Source organism: Zhongshania sp. R06B22 (assembly GCF_040892595.1).
In the GTDB taxonomy this organism is placed as follows: Bacteria; Pseudomonadota; Gammaproteobacteria; order Pseudomonadales; family Spongiibacteraceae; genus Spongiibacter; species Spongiibacter arctica.
The window spans coordinates 3,288,028-3,307,605 of the sequence record NZ_JBFRYB010000001.1; the positions used below are offsets into that span (position 1 = coordinate 3,288,028).

The window sequence follows — 19,578 nt, forward strand, 5'->3', positions numbered from 1 at the left end:
TCTACAAGGTGTCTGCTGGCAACTACCACTTTCAGATGTAACGCTTTCAAGTCTGTTTTATCAGTGCCGCACTCAAAACTACTGCCGCCACCAGATCTGCGATAGCCAGTATTAATAGTGCCGGGGATACTCCCTGTAAAAATCCATACGACAACCAGCTGGCAGCAAACAACTTCACCAGCAAACTAATAAAGACAAGATCTCTGCTATCTTGAATTCGCAGCCTAAGCATGGAAAAACCAAGTCCTAGCACACCAGCGATGCCGACAAACGTATTTAGGGCAGTCTTTGCCGAGCCGACATAGAACTCGGTATCACCAAAAGACAGTACCAGTCCAATCACGTACTCATTCAGGCAAGGGACTGCCAAAAGTAAAAATAGTCCGACATCCGAGACGTAAAAACTACGATGACTAGGCAGCATTGTCAGTAAACGCCTTGTACGCCACGGTGGTATTCATAAAGTCGCGAAACCATAGCCACTTGCCATCTTTGCACGTGATGACATGTACAAACGGCGACTTAATTTCATTGCCATTTTTTTTCGTAGTAAGCCTCAAACTACCAACAACGATCACCCTATCGTTTTCACAGATAAACTCTTCCGGCTCAAAAACATGGATATCTACCGATGAAAGAACCGTGCTAAAAAATTTCCGGCATTCGGCCACGCCCCTATAATCACCTGCATATGGAATTTCGCTGGGACCATAAAACTCGATATGAGCGTCTTCATGGAGTAGCTCTACTATGCCGTCTACATCGTGACTACCAAATCGAAAAAACACCTCTTTAGTTAGTGCCAAGTTCGATTCTTCTAACTTTTTGGCTTCAATATCACTCATTATTATTCCTCTATTCAGCTTGAGCTATTGTGATGTTCAACTTACCAATTTCGACCTTTGATGCTAACTGGCATAGCAAGCGACTACCGGCTTTCACATGCAGTAATCCATCTAACACACTTTTCTCATCTTCATCGCAGTCAGATAATCTAGCTGTGTCAGTTGCGTCGGTGTAAACATGACAGGTTGCACAAGAGCAGCACCCGCCACATAAGGCGTCTATCTTCATTTCATCGCTTAGGACTGTGAAAAGTTCGCCAAGATCTTCCACACAGTACTCGGCGACCTCGCCAGCTCTATCCCTTACTATTACTTGCATCGCAAAATCCTTAATTAAAAAACGTCACAATCGTTTTCTATGCCTGCTTGGCAATAAGCTCTAGTGGCAATGTGCTAAACCCATAGGCAAGTAATCCACCTGACTGGCGACGAGAGTCGGCCAGACTGCCATCGACGCCAGCACATTTATCAAGAATGACATTCAACATTATTTCAGCTTCCACACGGGCCAGAGGAGCGCCTAGACAATGGTGAATACCGCGACCAAAGGTGATGTGCTTGGTAATATTTTTCCGGCCAATAATGAAATTTTCCGGTTCCGGAAAGATGCTTTCATCGTGATTGGCTGAGGCCATGAAAAACGCAACCCAATCTCCAGCTTTTATTTCTTGACCTGAAATTTCACAATCCTTTAGAACCAGACGAAAAAGACGCTGTGGAGGCCCATCTCTACGAAGACACTCCTCCATGAATGGTCGTATCAAACCGCGATCTTCATTTAGCTTTGAAAACCATGATGGATCTTCCAGCATCACACCCATCAAGTTACCAATGAAATAGGTAGTGGTCTCGGCACCGGCAACTACCAAGGTGATACAGAATAAAGTCACCTCTTCTTTAGAAAGAATATCGCCTTGGTATTCAGCGTTAATGAATGCCGTCATAAGATCATCAGAGACCTCTAGACCTGCCGCAATGTCTGCGTAGCGCTTTTCAACTTTATCGACAAAGTAGTGAAATAGTTCTTCATTGCAGGCCTGACGCTCTGCTGGCGTGAAGTCCGATGACACCATGAAAGCATTCGCCCAGCGCACAAGAAGCTTATAGTCTTCGCGGGGCAAGCCCATCAGGTAAGTCATTACCATGGCGGGAATAACCCCAGCCACTTCCACCATAAAGTCCATCTTGGTATTCAAGGACGCATCGACAATTTTGATAATGTCTGCACGCAGGCGATCAACAATGTCATCGTGAATTCGCTTAGGCGTAAAAGCCATTTTTGCTAAATTTCTAAGCGCGGTATGACGCGGACGATCATGGTTTACCAACATCAAGCTAGGCGCACTTGAATTGGCTTGCATCGGATCTTCCGATGAAAATATTTCGGGATTACGCAGTACGTAGTCAACATCTTCATAGCGTGTTACGACCCATGCTGGATAAGGCGTATCAACACCAGGCACTGTGCCGGGCGGATAATCTAGCAAGCCATTTACAGGCGGGTGAGCACGTAACTGCTTATAAACCGGGTAGGGATTACTGATACATTCCGGCGATAACATATTTCTAACAAGGAGTTCGATATCCGTCTCTGTACTACTCATAGCGTTATTACTCATATCTTCCTCATCAATTTATTAACCATTCTGAACATGCCTGAATATGGCGGTGTGACAAATCCGGATACATCGATAAATCCAGATTTATACACCGCCCTATTATTTGAAAACTCTTTGAAACCGTACTCACCGCGATACTTACCCATACCGCTGCCGCCAACGCCGCCAAATGGCAGATCATCGTTGGCATACTGAAAAATCACGTCGTTCTTAACGAGGCCGCCCGAACTGGTTTCACACGCAACGCGTCTAAATTCAGCTTCGCTGCGACCAAAGTAATAAATAACTAAGGGATGGGAGGATTTGTTGATATAGGTGATTTGTTCGCTAAGATCGCCAATCGTTTTAATAAGTAATACTGGCCCGAATATCTCGGCGCAATTAATCCCGGCATCGTCGGAGGGGTCAATTAAAACGGATAATTGGTAAGCCGATTTATTGGTCCCTGAAAATCTAATAATACGTCCGCCCTGACTCTCGGCCTCAGACACCAAATTATCTAAACGCTGTCTGTGCCGGTCGTTAACAACGGCGACTGAATCAGCAGAGCCTTGTGAAGAATCGATAATTTCAACGGCAGTTTTTAATTCCGCTAGAAATGACTCTAATCTGTCCGGCGCGATTAAAAGATAATCAGGGGCAATACAGATTTGTCCGGCATTAAAGTACTTACCAAAGGCAACACGCTTCGCGGTCAATGTTAGATCCGCCGAATTACTAACAATAACCGGCGATTTGCCACCTAACTCAAGGGTAAGTGGAACAAGGTGGTCAGCCGCATCACGCATAATATGGCGGGCGACCGTTTCGCCGCCGGTGTAAATAATATGATCAAACGGGAGTTTAACGAAGGCCTGAGCAACGTCGACGTCACCACAGGCTACCGACACTTCACCCTCGGAAAAATATTTGGCGATTAAGCTTTCCAGTAACGCCGATGTTGCTGGTGTTGCCTCTGAAGGCTTTATAAACGCGCGGTTACCTGCCGCAAGTACCGAAACCAAGGGCGAAAGCGCCAAATTTATAGGGAAGTTCCATGGACTTACAATACCCACAACACCTTTTGGAAAGGCCTCAACATAGGTCTTGGCACCACTCATTCTCAAACTTAAATCGGGTGTGCGACGCTCCGCTTTCATCCAGAACTTTAAATTCTTTAAGGCATGATTTACTGACTTAATAGTCGTAGTGATGTCGGCAAAGGAGCTCTGATCTACTGAGCGATAGCCAAAATCATGTGATAAAGCCTCGCACCATGCAGTTTCATTCTCAGACAGCATAGCTTTAACACGACCTAGGCGATCCAACCTTATGGCAAGCGAAGGAAAACGCTCCAGCTGGTAGGCACTGCGCAAAGTATCTAATTGGCGCTCAAGATGAATACTCACATCCACAACCTGCTCTAATCATTATCATTTCGAGCAAGAATATACGCCAAAAGAAATAGTGTCAACTCGACACTATTTCTTTTCATTATAATGTCACAGACCAAAGATCTTGACACTGTGTCCAATCGACCCTAAATTCACATACAAATCAATATATTGGGAAGCAAATTGAATAACCGCTGGAAAAAACACGACGACGTGCCCGTCAATCAAGAAACCGCACCAAATATGTTTTTGGACTATTTTTATCCCATTCATTTTTCTATTGGGATGAAGATTGAAGCCGGATTGATGGAGTGCGGCCGTTTAGATCGCCACCAAACTGTGATCATGTGGATACTTCGCTCAGAAACAGCTCGCAGCGGTGAGAAGGCTATCAGCCGCAAAGACATTGTGAGATTAATGACAAACTGGTATGACATCACTAGCAGCAGTGTTTCCAAAGCCTTACGCGCACTTTCCAAAGCCCCACTGAACTATATAGAGCTGGAAGAAGACCCAAATTCAGGACGTGAAAAACTCATCACACTCACCCCAGCAGGGCAGCAACACTGCAATGAAATGATCGCGAGTGCCTGCAATGTGATTAAACGTATTACTGAGAATTTTTCTGACGACGAAAATAAAATGGGCGTCTATATGTTTATGCGTATGGATGACGAATTTTCGAAAATCAGGAGCTGATACTAGCTCCCTTGTAGCTATCATCGATTAGGCTAGTGGACTATTTGTAGGCTGATGGCTCCGTTAAAAGCTTCACATACACAGTAGAGCATGCATAAGCTCAAAAGAAGTTGTCTTCGCAACTTGTCATATTACCCTCGATATGTGGCATACCGCGCCTTAGCATGAGTTATTGGCCGTATAAACGGTTGCGATGTCCGTGGACAACAGCGTAAACACCCTGGCGAAACGGCTCAATCACCGCCGGATTCGAAAGCGGAATATCCCCCCTTATTTAAATCAGTTCAATATGCTTTGCAAAATGCGAATCAATCTTGAATTGAGCGACTCTGCAACACCAAAAATTAATATTTCCCATATAAAACATAGACTTAAAATATCACAGTAGTGGCCCAGTCATTGCTTAACTAGCGCGTATGCACCGTAACTAGCGATTAAGTAACTCGAGACAAGAAATATGACTGAACATATCGGATTCCTAAGAAACCTTAGCTGGATCGCCGCTGGTGAAATGATGGTGAGAGTATCGCGTCTAATTACTACCTTAGTATTGGCCCGCTACTTAAGCCTTAATGATTACGGGCTAGCGGCCTTAGCGATAGCAACAGCTGAAATAGTCCGCGTTCTCGCTAGCAACGGTATTGGTAATTTAATCGTCAAAGCCGAAAACCACAAACTGGCCGTGGTGAGTGCCACCGTATTTTGGCTAAATTTGGCCTTAGGGCTAGTAATGTTTGCATTGCAGTACTCCCTTTCACCGCATATCGCCGCTCTATACAACGCACCCGTGCTGTCAGACCTTCTTCGAGCTCTCTCTGTCACGCACCTAATTTATCCTTTTGCCATGGTGCAATTCAATCTACTACAGCGCAGCAATCGCATGAAGGAAGCCGGGCTAATAATGGGCCTGACAGTAACTGCTGACAATCTCATTGCTGCTGGCCTCGCGATTGCAGGCTTCGGTGTATGGTCGGTTATTTGGCCAAAAATCGGTGCAGCCTTAGTCTGGGTGATCGTTATAAACCGACAAGTAACTTGGCAACCACGCTGGCAGCTTGCTCTCTCTGAACTTAAATCTATGCGCCGCTATTCTGGAGGCGTATTAATGGCTGAATGCCTACGAAACGGACGCAATCAAATTGACCTATTCATATTGGGACGAGTACTGAGTCCGGATCTATTTGGGCTATATGCCTTTGCAAGAAATGCTGGACTAGGCATTAGCTTGTCACTAACACAGGGATTTAATACTGCATTACTCCCTAAGCTATGCGAAGCACAGCGCTCAGGAGAAAACCTTGTTAAGAGCTATATCAGCGCGCTAAAAACCGGGATGACTTTCATCGCGCCAATTATCTTATTGCAAGCCGTCCTAGCCCCCATATATGTACCGTTACTATTTGGCGAACAGTGGGCCGATGCCAGCTTACTGATCAGCTGCCTTTGCCTGTCGGCAATACCACGCATGATATTTGAATCGGGCAGTATGTTTTTCAGGGCGGGCAATGATTTAAGAAAAGAAAATATATTAGCCATCACTTTCACCTCAGTATTCTGTGTGGCTATTGTCTTCGCGGCGCAATGGGGTGCACTGACAGTCACGATGACAATGATTGCCCTCTACCTGCTTGCCGCTATCGTATTAATAGAAGGTCTCGTTTCAAAAGATTACAACAGCCACAGAGCTCTGGCGTAGTTACATCAATTAAACCCCACTTCTGCATTTTCCTAGCTCTAAAAAACTGAGTCATTCCTTGAGCGCCTCCGGCGCTCTTTCCTCGAAAAATATTAAATTTTAGCAAAGCACACACAAGATATTTCAACTATTGAAATTTGCCATTTTTTTTGCGTTGCAATTTGCAAATCCAACCGATAAATAAAAATAAAAACCACCTGAATTCTATTTAAAATCGTTATAAAACAACAGCTTAAATTATAAATACAAGATGGCACACCGGTTGCAAAACTAAGAGTAAAGGCAAGTTATATAACTTTCCAACATTTGTTTTCAGGAGTTCAACCATGCAAAAAGTAAATAAAAAACCCTCAACGCTTACTCCGAAAGATATGTCATCTTTAGTGATCCCCCTACTCTCATTGCCTCTGTGGATCTACCGCAAGGGATATAAGCGGGCATACGATGTGACGGGCAGCGTGCTTCTTATTATCGCACTATCTCCCTTACTACTATTGACCGCAGTGGCAATTGTCTTAGGAAGCAAGGGCGGCATATTCTTCCGCCAGCAGCGTGTTGGTGAAAACGGTCAGCTCTTCGCGATGATCAAGTTTCGCTCAATGAGCACTGATCCCCAGTTACACGCCAAAGTTGCATCTATGGAGAGTGACCGTGACGGAGTATGTAGAAAATTCGTCAATGACCCACGAGTTACTCGCGTTGGACACATCATCCGCAAATTATCCATTGACGAGTTACCCCAATTAATTAACGTCCTGCGGGGCGAAATGTCATTAATCGGCCCCCGTCCCGCATTAGTTTCAGAGGTTGAACAATACAGCGAATACGACCGTCTTCGCTTAAAGGCCTTACCTGGAATTTCTGGACTTTGGCAGGTATCTGGTCGCGCCGACCTTAGCTTCGCTGAACAAATAGATTTGGATCTTCGTTATATCCGCGAACGAAATTTGTTCACTGATATCGCCATCACCCTAAAAACAATACCCGCGGTTCTATTCGGCGCCGGCGCTTATTAATCCCCTCTATATCGAATAAGGAGACAAACCATGGATTTCATTGATAAAGCATTCGAAAACAAGCTAAAAGCTGAAATGCTAGACCTAACTAGAGCGCCATTAGTTAGTGTAGTTATTCCAATGTATAACGCAGCAAAATACCTACCTGCCTGCCTTAATTCGGTATTAGAGCAAAGCTACCGCAACCTAGAAATCATTTGTGTAGACGACGGTTCACCAGATAACTGCGCGGATATCGTGAACAGCTATGATGACAATCGTATTGTATTAGTGAAGCAAAATAATAGAGGTTTGGCAGGTGCAAGAAACACAGGAATTCGCTGGGCAAAGGGCGACTTTGTGGCTCTATTAGATGCAGATGATACCTGGTTCCCTAAGAAGATAGAGATACATGTATCGCACTTGCGTGCGAACCCTGACATCGGCATCAGCTATAGCGGATCTCAGTTTATCGACGAGGCCGGAACAGACATGAAAATTGGTCAGTATCCAAAGCATAAAAATATAAGTGCAGACGATATATTCTGCCGCAACCCAGTGGGCAATGGATCCGCACCAGTACTACGCAAAGCGGTGTTTTCGGAGATCGCTTTTTTTAGCCCCGAACACGGTCATGCCGACGCTATGTACTTTGACGAGAGTTTTCGCCAATCCGAAGATGTTGAATGCTGGCTGAGAATTGCACTATCAACCAAGTGGAAATTTGAAGGGGTGAATGAGGTATTAACATATTATCGAGTAAATGGTGGCGGTCTTTCTGCAAACTGGCAGAAGCAGCTTGCAGCATGGGAGCGATCAGTAGAAAAAAATCGACAGATAGATCCTGATTTTGTCGCCAAGTGGGAATCCTTGGCTCGGGCCTATCAGTACCGTTACTTAGCTCGCCGCGCTATCCAGTCTAGAGATGCTAGTAGCGCAAGAATGTTAACTTTGCTGGCGTTCAAGTCGAACAGTAGCATCATTGTCAAAGATTTTAGTCGCAGCGCTATAACGGCAACATGCGCAATTCTTCTTTCGATATTATCCACACCACAGTATGAAGCCCTTGAGCGCCAGGCAATGGGTATTCCAGCTTAAGCCAAATAAAGTTGAGGTCAGTATGGATAAGCCAATTCTGCACAGTAAATTAATTATTCGTCGTCGGGTCGAGGTCGCTAAGTTTCGACCAGAACGACTCAAGCAACCTATGATTATTGGTTTAATAGTCATTCTACTGACGATAATGATAAGTCGAGAAACAGGGCTGAGTTTTTCCACCTTAAGCGAAGATGCCGGTATGTCAGACACTAAAACCTGGCTGACTGGCGCTCTGTCTACCCTTGGAATAATATTATTAGCGATTGCAGCGGGCATCATGTTATTCACAGCTGGATTTCGTAAACAGCTGGGAATATCAAAACGTAGTAGCGCAGGGTTTTGGTTATCAATATGTACCATAGTACTCATGCTAGATGATGCATTTCAACTTCATGAGACCCTAGCTGGAGAGTTATTTGGTATGTCAGACTGGATTATTCAGATGGCGATTGGCCTGATGATTATTCTCGTGCTGTGCCTGTTTCGGAGTGCCATTCAAAGCTCCTTTATTTTTGCACTACCTGCAATTAGCTTTTGGGCTGGATCGGTTTTGTTTGATTTAGTGTCTGCCGAGTTCTCCTGGTCTTCAGTACTAATGGAAGACAGTTTCAAATTATTGGGTATTTGTTGCTGGCTCCAATTTTCGATTGACATTGGCAATCGGAGTCTACGCGACATAATAGACACAACATCAAGTAGACAACGTGATACAACGAGAAAACCTTTGTAAAAAAAAGGGGGGGGGATGTCCAGCGTGCTCTTAATAGATATGACTTTATTATCCTCAGCCCAGCAACTCAAAACTGGGCGAAGAAATCCAAGCAAGCTTTAGCCTTCACTCCCTCGTGTACAAAGGATAGAATTCAATCGGTAGATCAGCTATCTAAAAACGTGGTTCTATCGATGTAACATTAATAAACTGAAATTCCCCCACGCAAACACGCAGCAACAAAATAATTTCAGCTAAAGATCCGAATAATTTCCCACTTAAGTCGCTTCAGAGGCAAGAGCCTTGTTCTAGAATCACGCAGTAAGGGAAGCACTGCTTCGGATTTGCCGGCGCGAATATTCAACTGAGCAATATGTAAAATGTGATTCGCCGTCAAACGCAGCATATCCTGCTTGCGTGAATCAGCGGAGTTCATTGCGTGAGCAAGAAGTCTTTTACTGAATGGACATTCGCTATCTGGAGGGTTTGTTAAACAGGCACGATTATCAGCATCTTGAAGATAATAGGAAGAAACTCGCTGGGAAAACGCCATAGAATAACGGTAGGCGATACGCACCCACATATCCTGATCCTCCCCCATTGGCTCGCCTTCTGGAAAGCCTCCAACTTGCTTTAAAACCACCGCCGGAACACACGCACAAGAGGGTGTGATCGGTAGTTCACCCCTGCTGGCAACGGCGAAGAAATCATACTCAAACTGGGCCGAGCGTCGTTGCAATGCATTGAATTTGGGTTGTATGACAATGTCGTCGCCTTTCTGATAGCGATGAGCGTAGGCGGTAGAGTAAGCACCACATTGAGGAAAAGCAATCAACAAGCTATCAATTTCCGACAATAAGTACGGAGCCCACAAATCATCTCCGTCCAGGAATACAATGTACTCGCCCTTCGCCTCAGAAATACCGGTATTACGTGCTTTAGACACTCCACCGTTGGCTTGGCAAATAAGCCTTATTCGGGTATCGAGCTGGCTATACTCGCGGACGATGTCGGGCCCTTTATCGGAAGATCCATCATCGACTACAACAACTTCAAAGTCTGAAACGGTCTGCGCAACTATTGAATCAAGCGTGTCTCCGATGTGGCCGGCCTTATTATACAAAGGCACAACTACAGAATACTTCGGCAACTGCATATCGCTGTTCTCAGTCATCAATAGCTGCTCCAATTACTCATTGCTTTTTCTGCTGCTGCACCAATAGCTAGTTGCGGGAATGTATAATCGTCAGCCAATATTCTCGCTAAACTTGTCTCTAGCTTCGCACCATCTATATCAATAGTGTCCATGCCAAAGTCTTCACTTTGCCCTATATCTCGGCACCAATTATGACACTTAGGGTGGTAATTCAACACGATCGCCGGGGTCCCACTTAAATACGCAAATACTGCAGCGTGTAAACGCATTGCCAAAATACCACGCAAACGACTAATTTGATTCACCGCGCGCATCGGGTCAGCTGCATAATGAATAATTTCACAGGGTATATTCTTTAATTTTTGTCGAAGATCTTGATGCACGGGGTGATCGCCCAAATCAGGATGTCCGTTAAAGTCGATTAATCTAACTTCAAACTTCTCCTGCTTGTAGAGTTTGTTCAATGTATTGGCAATAACACTATTTCGATGTAACTCTGCGTTTTCGTCACCACTAAAACGCTCTACCGGGCACAACGCAACGCCAATCGCATTATCTCGATTTGGCGCCAAAGCAGACACAAAGTCAGGCTCAATACTCATGCCAGGTGCTAGATCGAAAGTGAGGGCCACATTGGCATTCGGTGCAATACTACGAGCAATGTCAAAGCTGACGCGATCGCGCAGGCCTGTAAAATCACATCGATTTAGAAAATCAGCACAAACTCGCTCCGCCTCGGAGTCAACAAAAGGGCCGAGACCAACCCCAACTGCACAATGCTTGTTACTGCCTGCAAGCTTCAAATATTGCAATTTCTGCCGTATGTCTTTAGCCGTATGAAAAACGGAACCACCACCAATCACTATATGGCGACTATTCGTTGCTGCGATATACTTTAAAATCCGATCATGGCCTCTAAATTTCTGTTTTTTACTTTGAATAGCTGAAATATTCAAGGCATGACAAACATCACTGCCTCTCGCTGCGGTGGCTGCAATATTATTAGCCATTAGATGACGTCGCGCGCCAGCTGCCGCTGCCGCCATCAACATATCATCACCGGTATTGTGCATGCCGTAGTAACCGACCAATAGAGCGTCAAAACGTTTCATAGAACTATTCCTAAATACGGCCAACGCCGTTCCTTCGTTGCTGTTTCTCTATTATGGCTTTTGATAAGGTGTCGTTGCGAAATGCGATACCAATCAATACTAATGCGGGCCAAAAAAGATAAGCCAACATCTCAATATTTTCGCCAAAACTAAACATGATCAATATGAGAACACAAGAAAGTGCAGCCTGCGCCGTTCGGCAGTTTTGCGCCTGCACCAAAAGTAACATCAAGGTTACAGCCATAGGAATTAATAACGCTAAAAACCCAACAATACCTTTTACAAACAACAAGCCGTACCAACTGTGATGCGAGCCTATAGGCATATACTCTACTAGATGAGGCCCTCGCTCAACGACTCCGTGCCCCCAGATGGGTGCCTCATCTCGCCAGCGCTGGATAGCAATACGTGCCAATGCTGCGCGAACGCGACTAGACCCAGCACGCGCCGACTTGAACTCCTCAACTGATGATTCTGCAAAGTTCATAAGCTGTGTCGCGACAACAGCCATGGTAGAAACACCAACGCCGCCGCTTATCCATAGTGCAGGCGAATTGAGTTTTGAAATAAAATATACCGCTGGCGAAACAAACAACATTGCTACCAAGCCGGCGCGAGATTGGCACATTAATACCATTGCAATACTGCCCAAGATACCTATCCATCGCCAACGCACGTTCTGCTCTTTCAACGCAAAGACGAAATAGAAATTGGCCAATAGGCCTGCCGCCGGCGCCCAGGGTGTAAAGAATCTCCACCGCGGCCCTAGAGACTCTGGATTTATTCCATATAACTGAAACTCGAAAAACTCGGGACCGGGCCCACCAATAATTTTCAGTGGCGAGATATAAATCGTACCTGGAATCGGAGTGTAGGCAGCTACAACAAACAGCGGTATTAACAGTAATGTATGTAAACAAATTACACAGCAAGCCCGATATATTAACTCAGCTCGGATTGGTAAGGTTGCACCGATCATGATGAATAGGGCCAACAGGGCCCAGCCCTTTGCCCAGCCGATACTGGATTTTATAATTGCGGGAATACCTAGATAAAAATCTAAATGGCCTATCAGCAAGGCGACTTCCATCACAAGCATACCAACTACCCAAAGCATGACCACAGGATGAGGCTCAACCTGAATACTTTTTGCCCGCATAGACTGAGGCAACCAGAAATTGTATACCCAGTACATTATTAGTAGCCATGCGAGCACCGGTGCCACAAGGTATACAGCACCCAACATGTAAAAAGGGTAGGTCAGAATTAAAGCGTACCAAATCCACTTTTCGATAATATTTTCTGGATTAACTGCTTGCGCTTCCATAACAAGAATAGTCCGAATAGAGCCATACCGCTTCCGATCACACCACCAACTACGGCAAGAATTTTATTAGGTGAGGCTGGACGCAGCGGCAGCGACGGTGCTGCCAATACTTGAACCAATGGATAAGAGGCGAATATATCGGTCTTACCGGTATCAATTTGTGTCACCGCAGAGGTGTAGACTGCCTCCGCGATTTGATAATTTCGCTCTAGCTCGTCTAGCTGGGACGCCTCTTCAGCAAAAAGTTTAAGGCTATTTTTATGATCGATAATCGCGGTATCTAGGTGTTTAATTTTTCCTAACAGGCCTTCAATTTGTGCGAAAGACACCAACAAATCTTGGAAAAGCGCATCCTGCCCCCCAGAATTATTCATATTTATGAGTTTTATAGTACCCATGTCCTTATGTCCTACCAGCTCAAAACTTCGCTGTTGAAGCGCTGATAGTGTTCCTTTTTGACGGGCGCCTTCTGTCACTACCTGTGGATGGGCATCCCCCCACTTAGAACGAAACACCGCCAGCGTTGCGGTAGCATTTTGATAGTTTTCCAAATTCTCACGAAATTGCTGATCTGCATTGAGAATAAAGGCGCTGGCCGCGAGCTGGGGAGTGATGCCAAGATTGCGGGATAATTGATCCACATAACCACTCACTCTATCGCGCTCCGCGACACTGCCAACCCGATCTTCTTTAATTCGCTCTAAGCGTAAACTCAGCTCCTCATACTGGCGAGCAGATACGTACTGGGAATCCTGTTTGTGCAAAATTAAGGCCAGCTGGGCCTCCTTCAAGCGGTTCTTATATACGGCTAAGGCCTGTGAAACAGCATCTTCTCGGCTTTGAAGTTCATCCGCACGGAGCACCGTAATTCGATGATTGAAAGCCTCGATTAAGGCGCTTCCCTGCTTCTGCGCAAACCCCGGACTCCCGGCCTTAGTAGATACCTTAATAATCGCAGTTTCATCTACTAGCTTTATTACTGGTTGTTTAAAGTCTGAATAATCGATACCAAGTCTTTTTGCTGCAGTACCTATAACCGTGGCACTGAGAAGCATCTCTTTGTAATTAACCCTAGGATTGATCCCCTTGATCCCGAAAGGTGAACTACTACTACTGCTAGCTTCCCCAATACTTTCCAAATTCACTTTGCTCGAGCCACTTTTACCCGGCAGCACGAAAGCAAAATTGCTAACGTATTGAGGAGCAGAGGTAACGTAAAGCCCAACCAAGCCCCAGATGATCACAAACGCAACAACGCCTACGACTATATAACGAGTCCATCGTGGTTTATCAGCCCCATCATTATAAGGTTGCAAGGCTCTGCTTGGGTCAACGCTTGGTGTCATAATCCTCCTACTCCAGTAATCAGCGTAAAATCGAAAATGGCGACGCTACATCCACTATTGCTCTAGCGATGTCACGTATATTAACGATCGTTGAGTCGTAGCAGCTTACCGTATCATTCGGCAGTAGATAGGGATTATTTCCTGGTTCATCGGGGTTGCGTAGTAACTCTTCGATATTCCTCTCAATAACTTCGTTTTTGCCGGTTACAGGGTTCATTCCAACCAATACTGCATAGCGTGAGGAATTTGTCATACGAGTGCCACCGCTGCAGTTACCCGAAACAACCGCCTGCAGAAGCCTAGATCCGTAGGGCATACTACTAGAATACTGGCCAACTGCGGCAGAGGCATTATTCTTCGCACTGTCTGTTAAGTTTGAGATAAAGACACGTATCCCCTTTGGCGTTAATTGAGTAGGACGAATCAACTCAGCCTGCAAACAACCCGCAGACGGCACTATTATCTGGTCACCAGCAATCAGCGGCACATCGCCGCTACTATGCCCGGAAAAGACTCCAGCCAAATTAATTTCTTGCTGCCAGCCATCTCGAATCAAAATAACTTTATCTACCCTCGCGTCAGGACGCACTCCACTCGCGGCACGCAAGGCTTCGCTCAAATAACGCTTAGTAGGATAATCACCACTGATTCGATTTTTATCCTGATGAACTTGTTGCGGTATAAGTTCGTTAATCAACACCCGTCCCGGCTCGTAAACAGCACCTGACACCGACACCATAACGGGCGCCCACTGCAGCGGGCGAACGCTGAGCCGGAGCGTGTGCGCTAAAAAAATCTGCTTCGTAATAAGCATCATACTCAAGCGAGACTCGACTTCTTCGGTATCCAAACCAACAACCTGCAAAGGAGATAGGTAAGGAAGCTCGATATTACCGTCATGACTTACCAAATACTCCCCGCTAAACTCCTCGCCATCATGTATGCGTATATCAATTTTATCCCCCGGCGAAAGCGGGAGTAAGCGGCTGCTCGCTGCATATTGACTGCGTGGTGTGCCTGGATTCCTGAAACCGCTAGGCAGCGGCTGATTTACCGAGTAATTACTTTGGTCTCCAGCAAAGTGAGTCGTATTTTCCGTGCAGCTTGCGATTTGGAGGCGACCAGGACCCTGCGTGTCACTACTAGCTGTGGCAAGTTGCGCAATATCGGCTGGTGATGCCGGCATCTGACTATGGCGACTCGCGGGAGTAGTAGAGCATGCGCTCAATACAAGTAGCATCAGTGAGGCGCTCACCACGCGTAAGTTCAGCGCAAATGGGATAGGACGATGATTTACTTGGCAATAGACTGTCTTCATTTTGGCATTCCAAATAGATTATGGCTCGCGTGATAGGAACTGTCGTCCTTAGTTAAACTAAAGACTGCAGTGCTCGTGCCAATCACTAAAAATATTAAAATACCCATAAAAAACAGTAAGATAAGAAATAATTGTGCCGTTTATGCAATTTCGCACATTGCAAAAATAACGCCTATTCGCATTATGCGACTCATAATGCATTTAACATTGCGCAAATCAGTAACCACCTAGAAATCTCCGGAACTATAGAATCAATAGCTGCTACTTATTGACAAGCGGTGATGGCCAGACGCGAGCCATCACTGCTTGTCCGTGTATTATGCGGCAGCCTTTCGTAGGCGCATAAGAAACAGAGGATTACCAATAATATAGCGCTTCCACATTCTTCCTGGCTCTTGTATTAACCGCCATGTCCACTCCATACCCAGCTCACGCAACCAAATCGGCGCTCTTGAAACTTTATCTGCATAGAAGTCAAACAAACCACCGACAGCCATCACAACAGCAACTTTTAACTTGTGACGATTTTTCATCACCCATTCTTCTTGCAATGGCTGCCCCATACCGACAAGTAGAATATTGGCACCACTGTTGTTAATTTTTTCGATGAGGGCGTCACAATTATCTTTATCAAAGAATCCGTTGTGGGTACCGGCGCTTTGGAGCGATTTATGACGACGTAGCATCGATGCCATAGCCCCCTCGGCAATGCCTTCTTCGCCACCCAGCATATATATACTCTGCCCGTTACGTGCTAGCTGCTCACACAACAGCGGCAACATATCGGTTCCATTAATATTACCCTTGCGACGAATGCCCGTACGGCGGCAAGCTACTTCGATACCGCTGCCATCGGGAAAGACATAATCTACGCTATTCAACGTAGTTCGGAAGGCGTTGTCGTCATAAGCAAGATTGAGGGTATGAGCATTTGCAAAGAAAATGCTTGTCTGGCGGCCCGCTTTGATGTCTCCATCAATGTGGTTTAGCGCACTATCCATACTGACATTCTTGATATTTACACCAAAAATTTGAAATTCCTCGGCGTCGCGCAGTTCCGTATTGGAGCTGTAAAGCATACCTGCCAATAAAGACTTTATAACAATCGCAAGATCTGTCTTTAAACTAGCTTTACTCGAGTATTCCCTGTTGCATGCAGCCTCATCGATAAAATCCAGCCCAGAGATACGACGTAACTCAAATAAGGAGAACATACCCGGCAAGGACTCATCGGCACTAGGTGACGGCGCATGGCCGATGGCTGTAATACGATGACCTACAAGAGCAAAATCACCACGAATAACATTCAAAAGTAACAGTACTCGACTGAGAGTTGCTCGCCCACGAAGTGAGTATGTTTTGACAGGCAACTTCGAGGCACCACGTAAATTATGCACATCCAACACTTTTCGACGATACAAGTGCTGAAGAAGAATATGCGCTAAGATTAACGGGCATAATGATAGAACGGTGATCGCAGCAATAATCCGATCACCGATACGGTTGCTAACTCTCACTGGTGTTGATAATTTTTCTGATGTGAACATGGCTGCTCTCCTGTTTGTATGGAGGGTGTATCGCAACCGATGTGCCACAAACGCTTAAGAATATAAGCGCATGATATATATAGTCTTTTTATGATTTTATCGATTTTTTAAATATGTAAAAAGAAAATAAATCGCGGTATGATTTGCAAATTGCAAAGCGGCCTGCAACATCAAGGCATGCCGCTAAATTTTTAAATGAGGTTCTGCCGCATTGATCGAATCGCAGCAACATAAACAAAAAACCAATTCGGCTAGTGTTTGGGAGTACGCTTTCACCCGCACAGGAGCCACGATACTCTCAATGATTCTGTTCGCGGGTTTAATTTGGACAGCAGGGTTTCTCGAGGCCCAACAGACAAGTAGGGTACGCAGTGAACAAGAAAACGAGCTACTTAGAGAGCTTTCAATCTTAAGGGCTAATCTAGAGTCCGCCTTAAACGCCAAGCTCTATCTCGTTCAGGGCCTAAGTGCAATGGTCCACGCAAACCCCAATTTTAATGAGGAAACTTTTCAAAAATTCGCCAGTGAGTTGGGCGACGGCGTACGATCTGTTAAAAGCTTACAGCTCGCACCTGACGGCGTTGTGACCCATGTCTGGCCCAAAATGCAAAACGAGGACGCAATTGGACATGACCTATTAGCCGACCCAGAGCGTCGTGACGCAGCTGAGAAAGCAATAATTGCCAAAGGTATATGGCTTGCCGGCCCGCTGCACTTAATTCAGGGAGGCGAGGCTCTGATTGGCAGATTGCCGGTTTTCCTAGAGCGAAACGGACAAGATTTCTTTTGGGGCTTCGCTTCAATCCTACTAGACTTCCCCTCCCTGCTTAAAGAGGTTGGCATAAGCGAGTTTGCCGCAAAGAATCAGCTTGCTATTCGCGGGCGCAATGGCACAGGGGAAAAGGGTGCGGTTTTCTTCGGTAATGCATCGATCTTCACTACGGATGCATTGCTTAGTAACATTCAATTGCCGGCCGGAAGTTGGCAGCTAGCTACCTTACCAAGGATGGGGTGGACTAATACTTGGCCTGATCTCTCTCGCAATAGACAAATCGCTTTTTTTGCATCGATGTTGGTCGCTTTAATAGGGTATTCACTTCTGCGGCTACCGAGCATATTACAGCGCTCAATAAGTCGAGCTACTGAAGCACTTAGCAAAAGTGAACGGCAATTTCGTGACGCGATCGAAGCCCTTCCCGACGGTTTCGCCATCTTCGAATCTGATCGACGACTCGCGGTAGTCAATGCGCAACTGCAAAGCCATTATCACACCGTTGATCCAAATCTAGGCATCGGGGATCACTATGAAGATCTTTGGCATGCTGAAATCCGAGCCGGTCGATATTTGTTTGAAAACAAGGCTAAGGAAGATGAGTTTCTTCAAGAACAACTCACTCAAGCGACTCGAAAGGAGTTTTCTACTTCGCGGCAGTTGAAATGTACTGACGGCAGCTGGCTTCAAATATCAGAAAGCCCTATGCGCGACGGCGGAGTTGTTGCCTATTACCGAGATATATCCGAGCTCATTAAGAAAGAACAACAATTAACAGATGAGAAAATACGCGCTGAAACGGCGAATAGAACTAAAACCGATTTCCTTGCAACTATAAGTCACGAATTACGTACGCCACTAAATGCTGTACTGGGATTATTAGGACTAATGACGGAGGATAAAAACCTAAATACAGAACAAAGGGAGTTTATTACAACCGCTTATTCCTCTGCAAAGCACCTACTGAGTCTGCTAAATGAGATTTTAGATATAAGTAAAATGGAAGCAGATAAACTAGAGTTTGAGGAGGAAAGCTTTAGCCTCCACGAAACCCTCGATAATGCCATAAATTTATTGAGGGGTAACGCAACGCAAAAATCATTGATACTGGCACAAGAAATTGACTCGCAATTACAGACACTCGTAGTCGGTGATCAAGGGCGTATTCGCCAAATAGTATTAAACTTACTCGGCAATGCCATAAAGTTCACCGATAGAGGTCGCGTACAACTTAATGCTCGCTGTACAGAAAAAAACGCCGAATCGCTTAGTATTGAGATTGAAGTTATAGACACCGGAATCGGCTTCGATCCAGAAATCGCAACCGAAATATTTGAGCCCTTTGCTCAAGTTGATAGCAGCGCGATCAGACGTTTTTCCGGAACGGGCTTGGGCCTCGCCATCTGCAAGCGTTTGGTTGAAAAAATGGAAGGAGAAATATGGGCCGATAGTTCGCCGGAAGTCGGCTCAGTGTTTACTGTCCGCTTCACGCTACCGATTGCGGAATCGCAGGCACAAATAAGCGAGATAACGCACGACAAGGAAATCAAGATTACGCCGCGTGACCTAGGCTGGCGAACCATGCGTGTACTGCTCGCAGAGGACAATGCAACAAATCGAATGGTTATTCAGGCGATGCTACAGAACAGCGGTTATCATATTGATATAGCACACAATGGCTTAGAAGCTATAAAGATAGCAACAGAGCTAGCGTTTGATCTCATCCTCATGGATATTCAAATGCCCGAAATGGATGGCCTTACCGCGACCAGAGTCCTTCGCAGCAATCACAGATTTTCTGATATCCCCATTATCGGTCTCAGTGCCAACGCAATGCCTGGTTCTAAAGAAGAAATGCTGTCAGCTGGTATGACTAGCTATTTAACGAAACCCGTAGAAAAGCGACAGCTATTAAGCACCATGAAAAGTTGTTTACAATCACCCCCGTCACTGCAGAGCTAACGAG

17 protein-coding genes are annotated in these 19,578 nt (G+C 45.5%); 6 read left to right on the forward strand and 11 right to left on the reverse strand.

Features of this window, described 5'->3' with window-relative positions; genetic code table 11:
- Window positions 1-46 precede the first annotated feature (46 nt).
- Genes AB4875_RS14870 through AB4875_RS14890 form a run of 5 tightly spaced genes read right to left on the reverse strand, consistent with a single transcriptional unit; the run spans window position 47 to window position 3,852 of the window.
- The gene (locus tag AB4875_RS14870; protein ID WP_368376846.1) at window positions 47-424 is read right to left on the reverse strand and encodes a hypothetical protein; all 378 of its coding nucleotides are present in this window, start codon (window positions 422-424) and stop codon (window positions 47-49) included.
- Entirely contained in the window at window positions 414-845 is a 432-nt protein-coding gene (locus tag AB4875_RS14875; protein ID WP_368376847.1) for a nuclear transport factor 2 family protein, read from the reverse strand. The genes AB4875_RS14870 and AB4875_RS14875 overlap by 11 nt, the downstream gene beginning before the upstream one ends.
- Window positions 846-855: 10 nt before the next feature.
- Window positions 856-1,164, reverse strand: coding sequence for a 2Fe-2S iron-sulfur cluster-binding family protein (locus AB4875_RS14880; RefSeq protein WP_368376848.1), 309 nt, complete (start codon window positions 1,162-1,164; stop codon window positions 856-858).
- 37 nt (window positions 1,165-1,201) lie between these two features.
- Complete coding sequence (locus tag AB4875_RS14885) at window positions 1,202-2,464, reverse strand: cytochrome P450 (protein ID WP_368376849.1); 1,263 nt, start codon at window positions 2,462-2,464, stop codon at window positions 1,202-1,204.
- Window positions 2,461-3,852 carry an aldehyde dehydrogenase family protein gene (locus AB4875_RS14890; RefSeq protein ID WP_368376850.1) on the reverse strand — a complete coding sequence of 464 codons (1,392 nt, stop codon included), beginning with the start codon at window positions 3,850-3,852 and terminating at the stop codon, window positions 2,461-2,463. Before AB4875_RS14890 ends, AB4875_RS14885 begins: the two co-directional genes overlap by 4 nt.
- Window positions 3,853-4,020: 168 nt before the next feature.
- Between AB4875_RS14890 and AB4875_RS14895 the strand changes: the two genes are divergently transcribed.
- The 5 genes from AB4875_RS14895 to AB4875_RS14915 all read left to right on the forward strand — a co-directional run bounded on the left by AB4875_RS14895 (window position 4,021) and on the right by AB4875_RS14915 (window position 9,055).
- Entirely contained in the window at window positions 4,021-4,536 is a 516-nt protein-coding gene (locus AB4875_RS14895; RefSeq protein ID WP_368376851.1) for a winged helix DNA-binding protein, read from the forward strand.
- 457 nt (window positions 4,537-4,993) lie between these two features.
- Window positions 4,994-6,232, forward strand: coding sequence for an oligosaccharide flippase family protein (locus AB4875_RS14900; protein WP_368376852.1), 1,239 nt, complete (start codon window positions 4,994-4,996; stop codon window positions 6,230-6,232).
- 326 nt (window positions 6,233-6,558) lie between these two features.
- Window positions 6,559-7,248: a sugar transferase gene (locus AB4875_RS14905; RefSeq protein ID WP_368376853.1), complete on the forward strand. Its 690-nt coding sequence runs from the start codon at window positions 6,559-6,561 to the stop codon at window positions 7,246-7,248.
- Between the two features lie 30 nt (window positions 7,249-7,278).
- The gene (locus AB4875_RS14910; RefSeq protein WP_368376854.1) at window positions 7,279-8,325 is read left to right on the forward strand and encodes a glycosyltransferase family 2 protein; all 1,047 of its coding nucleotides are present in this window, start codon (window positions 7,279-7,281) and stop codon (window positions 8,323-8,325) included.
- A gap of 22 nt (window positions 8,326-8,347) precedes the next feature.
- A complete protein-coding gene (locus AB4875_RS14915; RefSeq protein WP_368376855.1) occupies window positions 8,348-9,055 on the forward strand; it encodes a DUF8692 domain-containing protein in 708 nt (235 codons plus the stop codon).
- Between the two features lie 229 nt (window positions 9,056-9,284).
- On the opposite strand, the gene AB4875_RS14920 is transcribed toward AB4875_RS14915, so the two are convergent.
- The 6 genes from AB4875_RS14920 to AB4875_RS14945 all read right to left on the reverse strand — a co-directional run bounded on the left by AB4875_RS14920 (window position 9,285) and on the right by AB4875_RS14945 (window position 16,840).
- A complete protein-coding gene (locus tag AB4875_RS14920; protein ID WP_368376856.1) occupies window positions 9,285-10,208 on the reverse strand; it encodes a glycosyltransferase family 2 protein in 924 nt (307 codons plus the stop codon).
- Entirely contained in the window at window positions 10,208-11,302 is a 1,095-nt protein-coding gene (locus AB4875_RS14925; RefSeq protein WP_368376857.1) for a polysaccharide pyruvyl transferase family protein, read from the reverse strand. The genes AB4875_RS14920 and AB4875_RS14925 overlap by 1 nt, the downstream gene beginning before the upstream one ends.
- A 10-nt stretch (window positions 11,303-11,312) precedes the next feature.
- Entirely contained in the window at window positions 11,313-12,629 is a 1,317-nt protein-coding gene (locus AB4875_RS14930; protein WP_368376858.1) for an O-antigen ligase family protein, read from the reverse strand.
- The gene (locus AB4875_RS14935) at window positions 12,569-13,975 is read right to left on the reverse strand and encodes a GumC family protein (RefSeq protein WP_368376859.1); all 1,407 of its coding nucleotides are present in this window, start codon (window positions 13,973-13,975) and stop codon (window positions 12,569-12,571) included. Before AB4875_RS14935 ends, AB4875_RS14930 begins: the two co-directional genes overlap by 61 nt.
- 19 nt (window positions 13,976-13,994) lie before the next feature.
- The gene (locus AB4875_RS14940) at window positions 13,995-15,293 is read right to left on the reverse strand and encodes a polysaccharide biosynthesis/export family protein (protein WP_368376860.1); all 1,299 of its coding nucleotides are present in this window, start codon (window positions 15,291-15,293) and stop codon (window positions 13,995-13,997) included.
- 317 nt (window positions 15,294-15,610) lie between these two features.
- Window positions 15,611-16,840: a WecB/TagA/CpsF family glycosyltransferase gene (locus tag AB4875_RS14945; RefSeq protein WP_368376861.1), complete on the reverse strand. Its 1,230-nt coding sequence runs from the start codon at window positions 16,838-16,840 to the stop codon at window positions 15,611-15,613.
- 301 nt (window positions 16,841-17,141) lie between these two features.
- Between AB4875_RS14945 and AB4875_RS14950 the strand changes: the two genes are divergently transcribed.
- Window positions 17,142-19,574: an ATP-binding protein gene (locus AB4875_RS14950; protein WP_368376862.1), complete on the forward strand. Its 2,433-nt coding sequence runs from the start codon at window positions 17,142-17,144 to the stop codon at window positions 19,572-19,574.
- Window positions 19,575-19,578: the final 4 nt, after the last annotated feature.

Bases quoted from the DNA above. Each gene is read 5' to 3' on its own strand.
- AB4875_RS14880 (WP_368376848.1), bottom strand. From the start codon at position 1,164: ATGCAAGTAATAGTAAGGGATAGAGCTGGCGAGGTCGCCGAGTACTGT.
- AB4875_RS14915 (WP_368376855.1), top strand. From the start codon at position 8,348: ATGGATAAGCCAATTCTGCACAGTAAATTAATTATTCGTCGTCGGGTC.
- AB4875_RS14940 (WP_368376860.1), bottom strand. From the start codon at position 15,293: ATGAAGACAGTCTATTGCCAAGTAAATCATCGTCCTATCCCATTTGCG.
- AB4875_RS14885 (WP_368376849.1), bottom strand. From the start codon at position 2,464: ATGAGTAATAACGCTATGAGTAGTACAGAGACGGATATCGAACTCCTT.
- AB4875_RS14950 (WP_368376862.1), top strand. From the start codon at position 17,142: ATGATTCTGTTCGCGGGTTTAATTTGGACAGCAGGGTTTCTCGAGGCC.
- AB4875_RS14945 (WP_368376861.1), bottom strand. From the start codon at position 16,840: ATGTTCACATCAGAAAAATTATCAACACCAGTGAGAGTTAGCAACCGT.
- AB4875_RS14925 (WP_368376857.1), bottom strand. From the start codon at position 11,302: ATGAAACGTTTTGACGCTCTATTGGTCGGTTACTACGGCATGCACAAT.
- AB4875_RS14870 (WP_368376846.1), bottom strand. From the start codon at position 424: ATGCTGCCTAGTCATCGTAGTTTTTACGTCTCGGATGTCGGACTATTT.
- AB4875_RS14910 (WP_368376854.1), top strand. From the start codon at position 7,279: ATGGATTTCATTGATAAAGCATTCGAAAACAAGCTAAAAGCTGAAATG.
- AB4875_RS14935 (WP_368376859.1), bottom strand. From the start codon at position 13,975: ATGACACCAAGCGTTGACCCAAGCAGAGCCTTGCAACCTTATAATGAT.
- AB4875_RS14875 (WP_368376847.1), bottom strand. From the start codon at position 845: ATGAGTGATATTGAAGCCAAAAAGTTAGAAGAATCGAACTTGGCACTA.
- AB4875_RS14920 (WP_368376856.1), bottom strand. From the start codon at position 10,208: ATGACTGAGAACAGCGATATGCAGTTGCCGAAGTATTCTGTAGTTGTG.
- AB4875_RS14930 (WP_368376858.1), bottom strand. From the start codon at position 12,629: ATGGAAGCGCAAGCAGTTAATCCAGAAAATATTATCGAAAAGTGGATT.
- AB4875_RS14905 (WP_368376853.1), top strand. From the start codon at position 6,559: ATGCAAAAAGTAAATAAAAAACCCTCAACGCTTACTCCGAAAGATATG.
- AB4875_RS14900 (WP_368376852.1), top strand. From the start codon at position 4,994: ATGACTGAACATATCGGATTCCTAAGAAACCTTAGCTGGATCGCCGCT.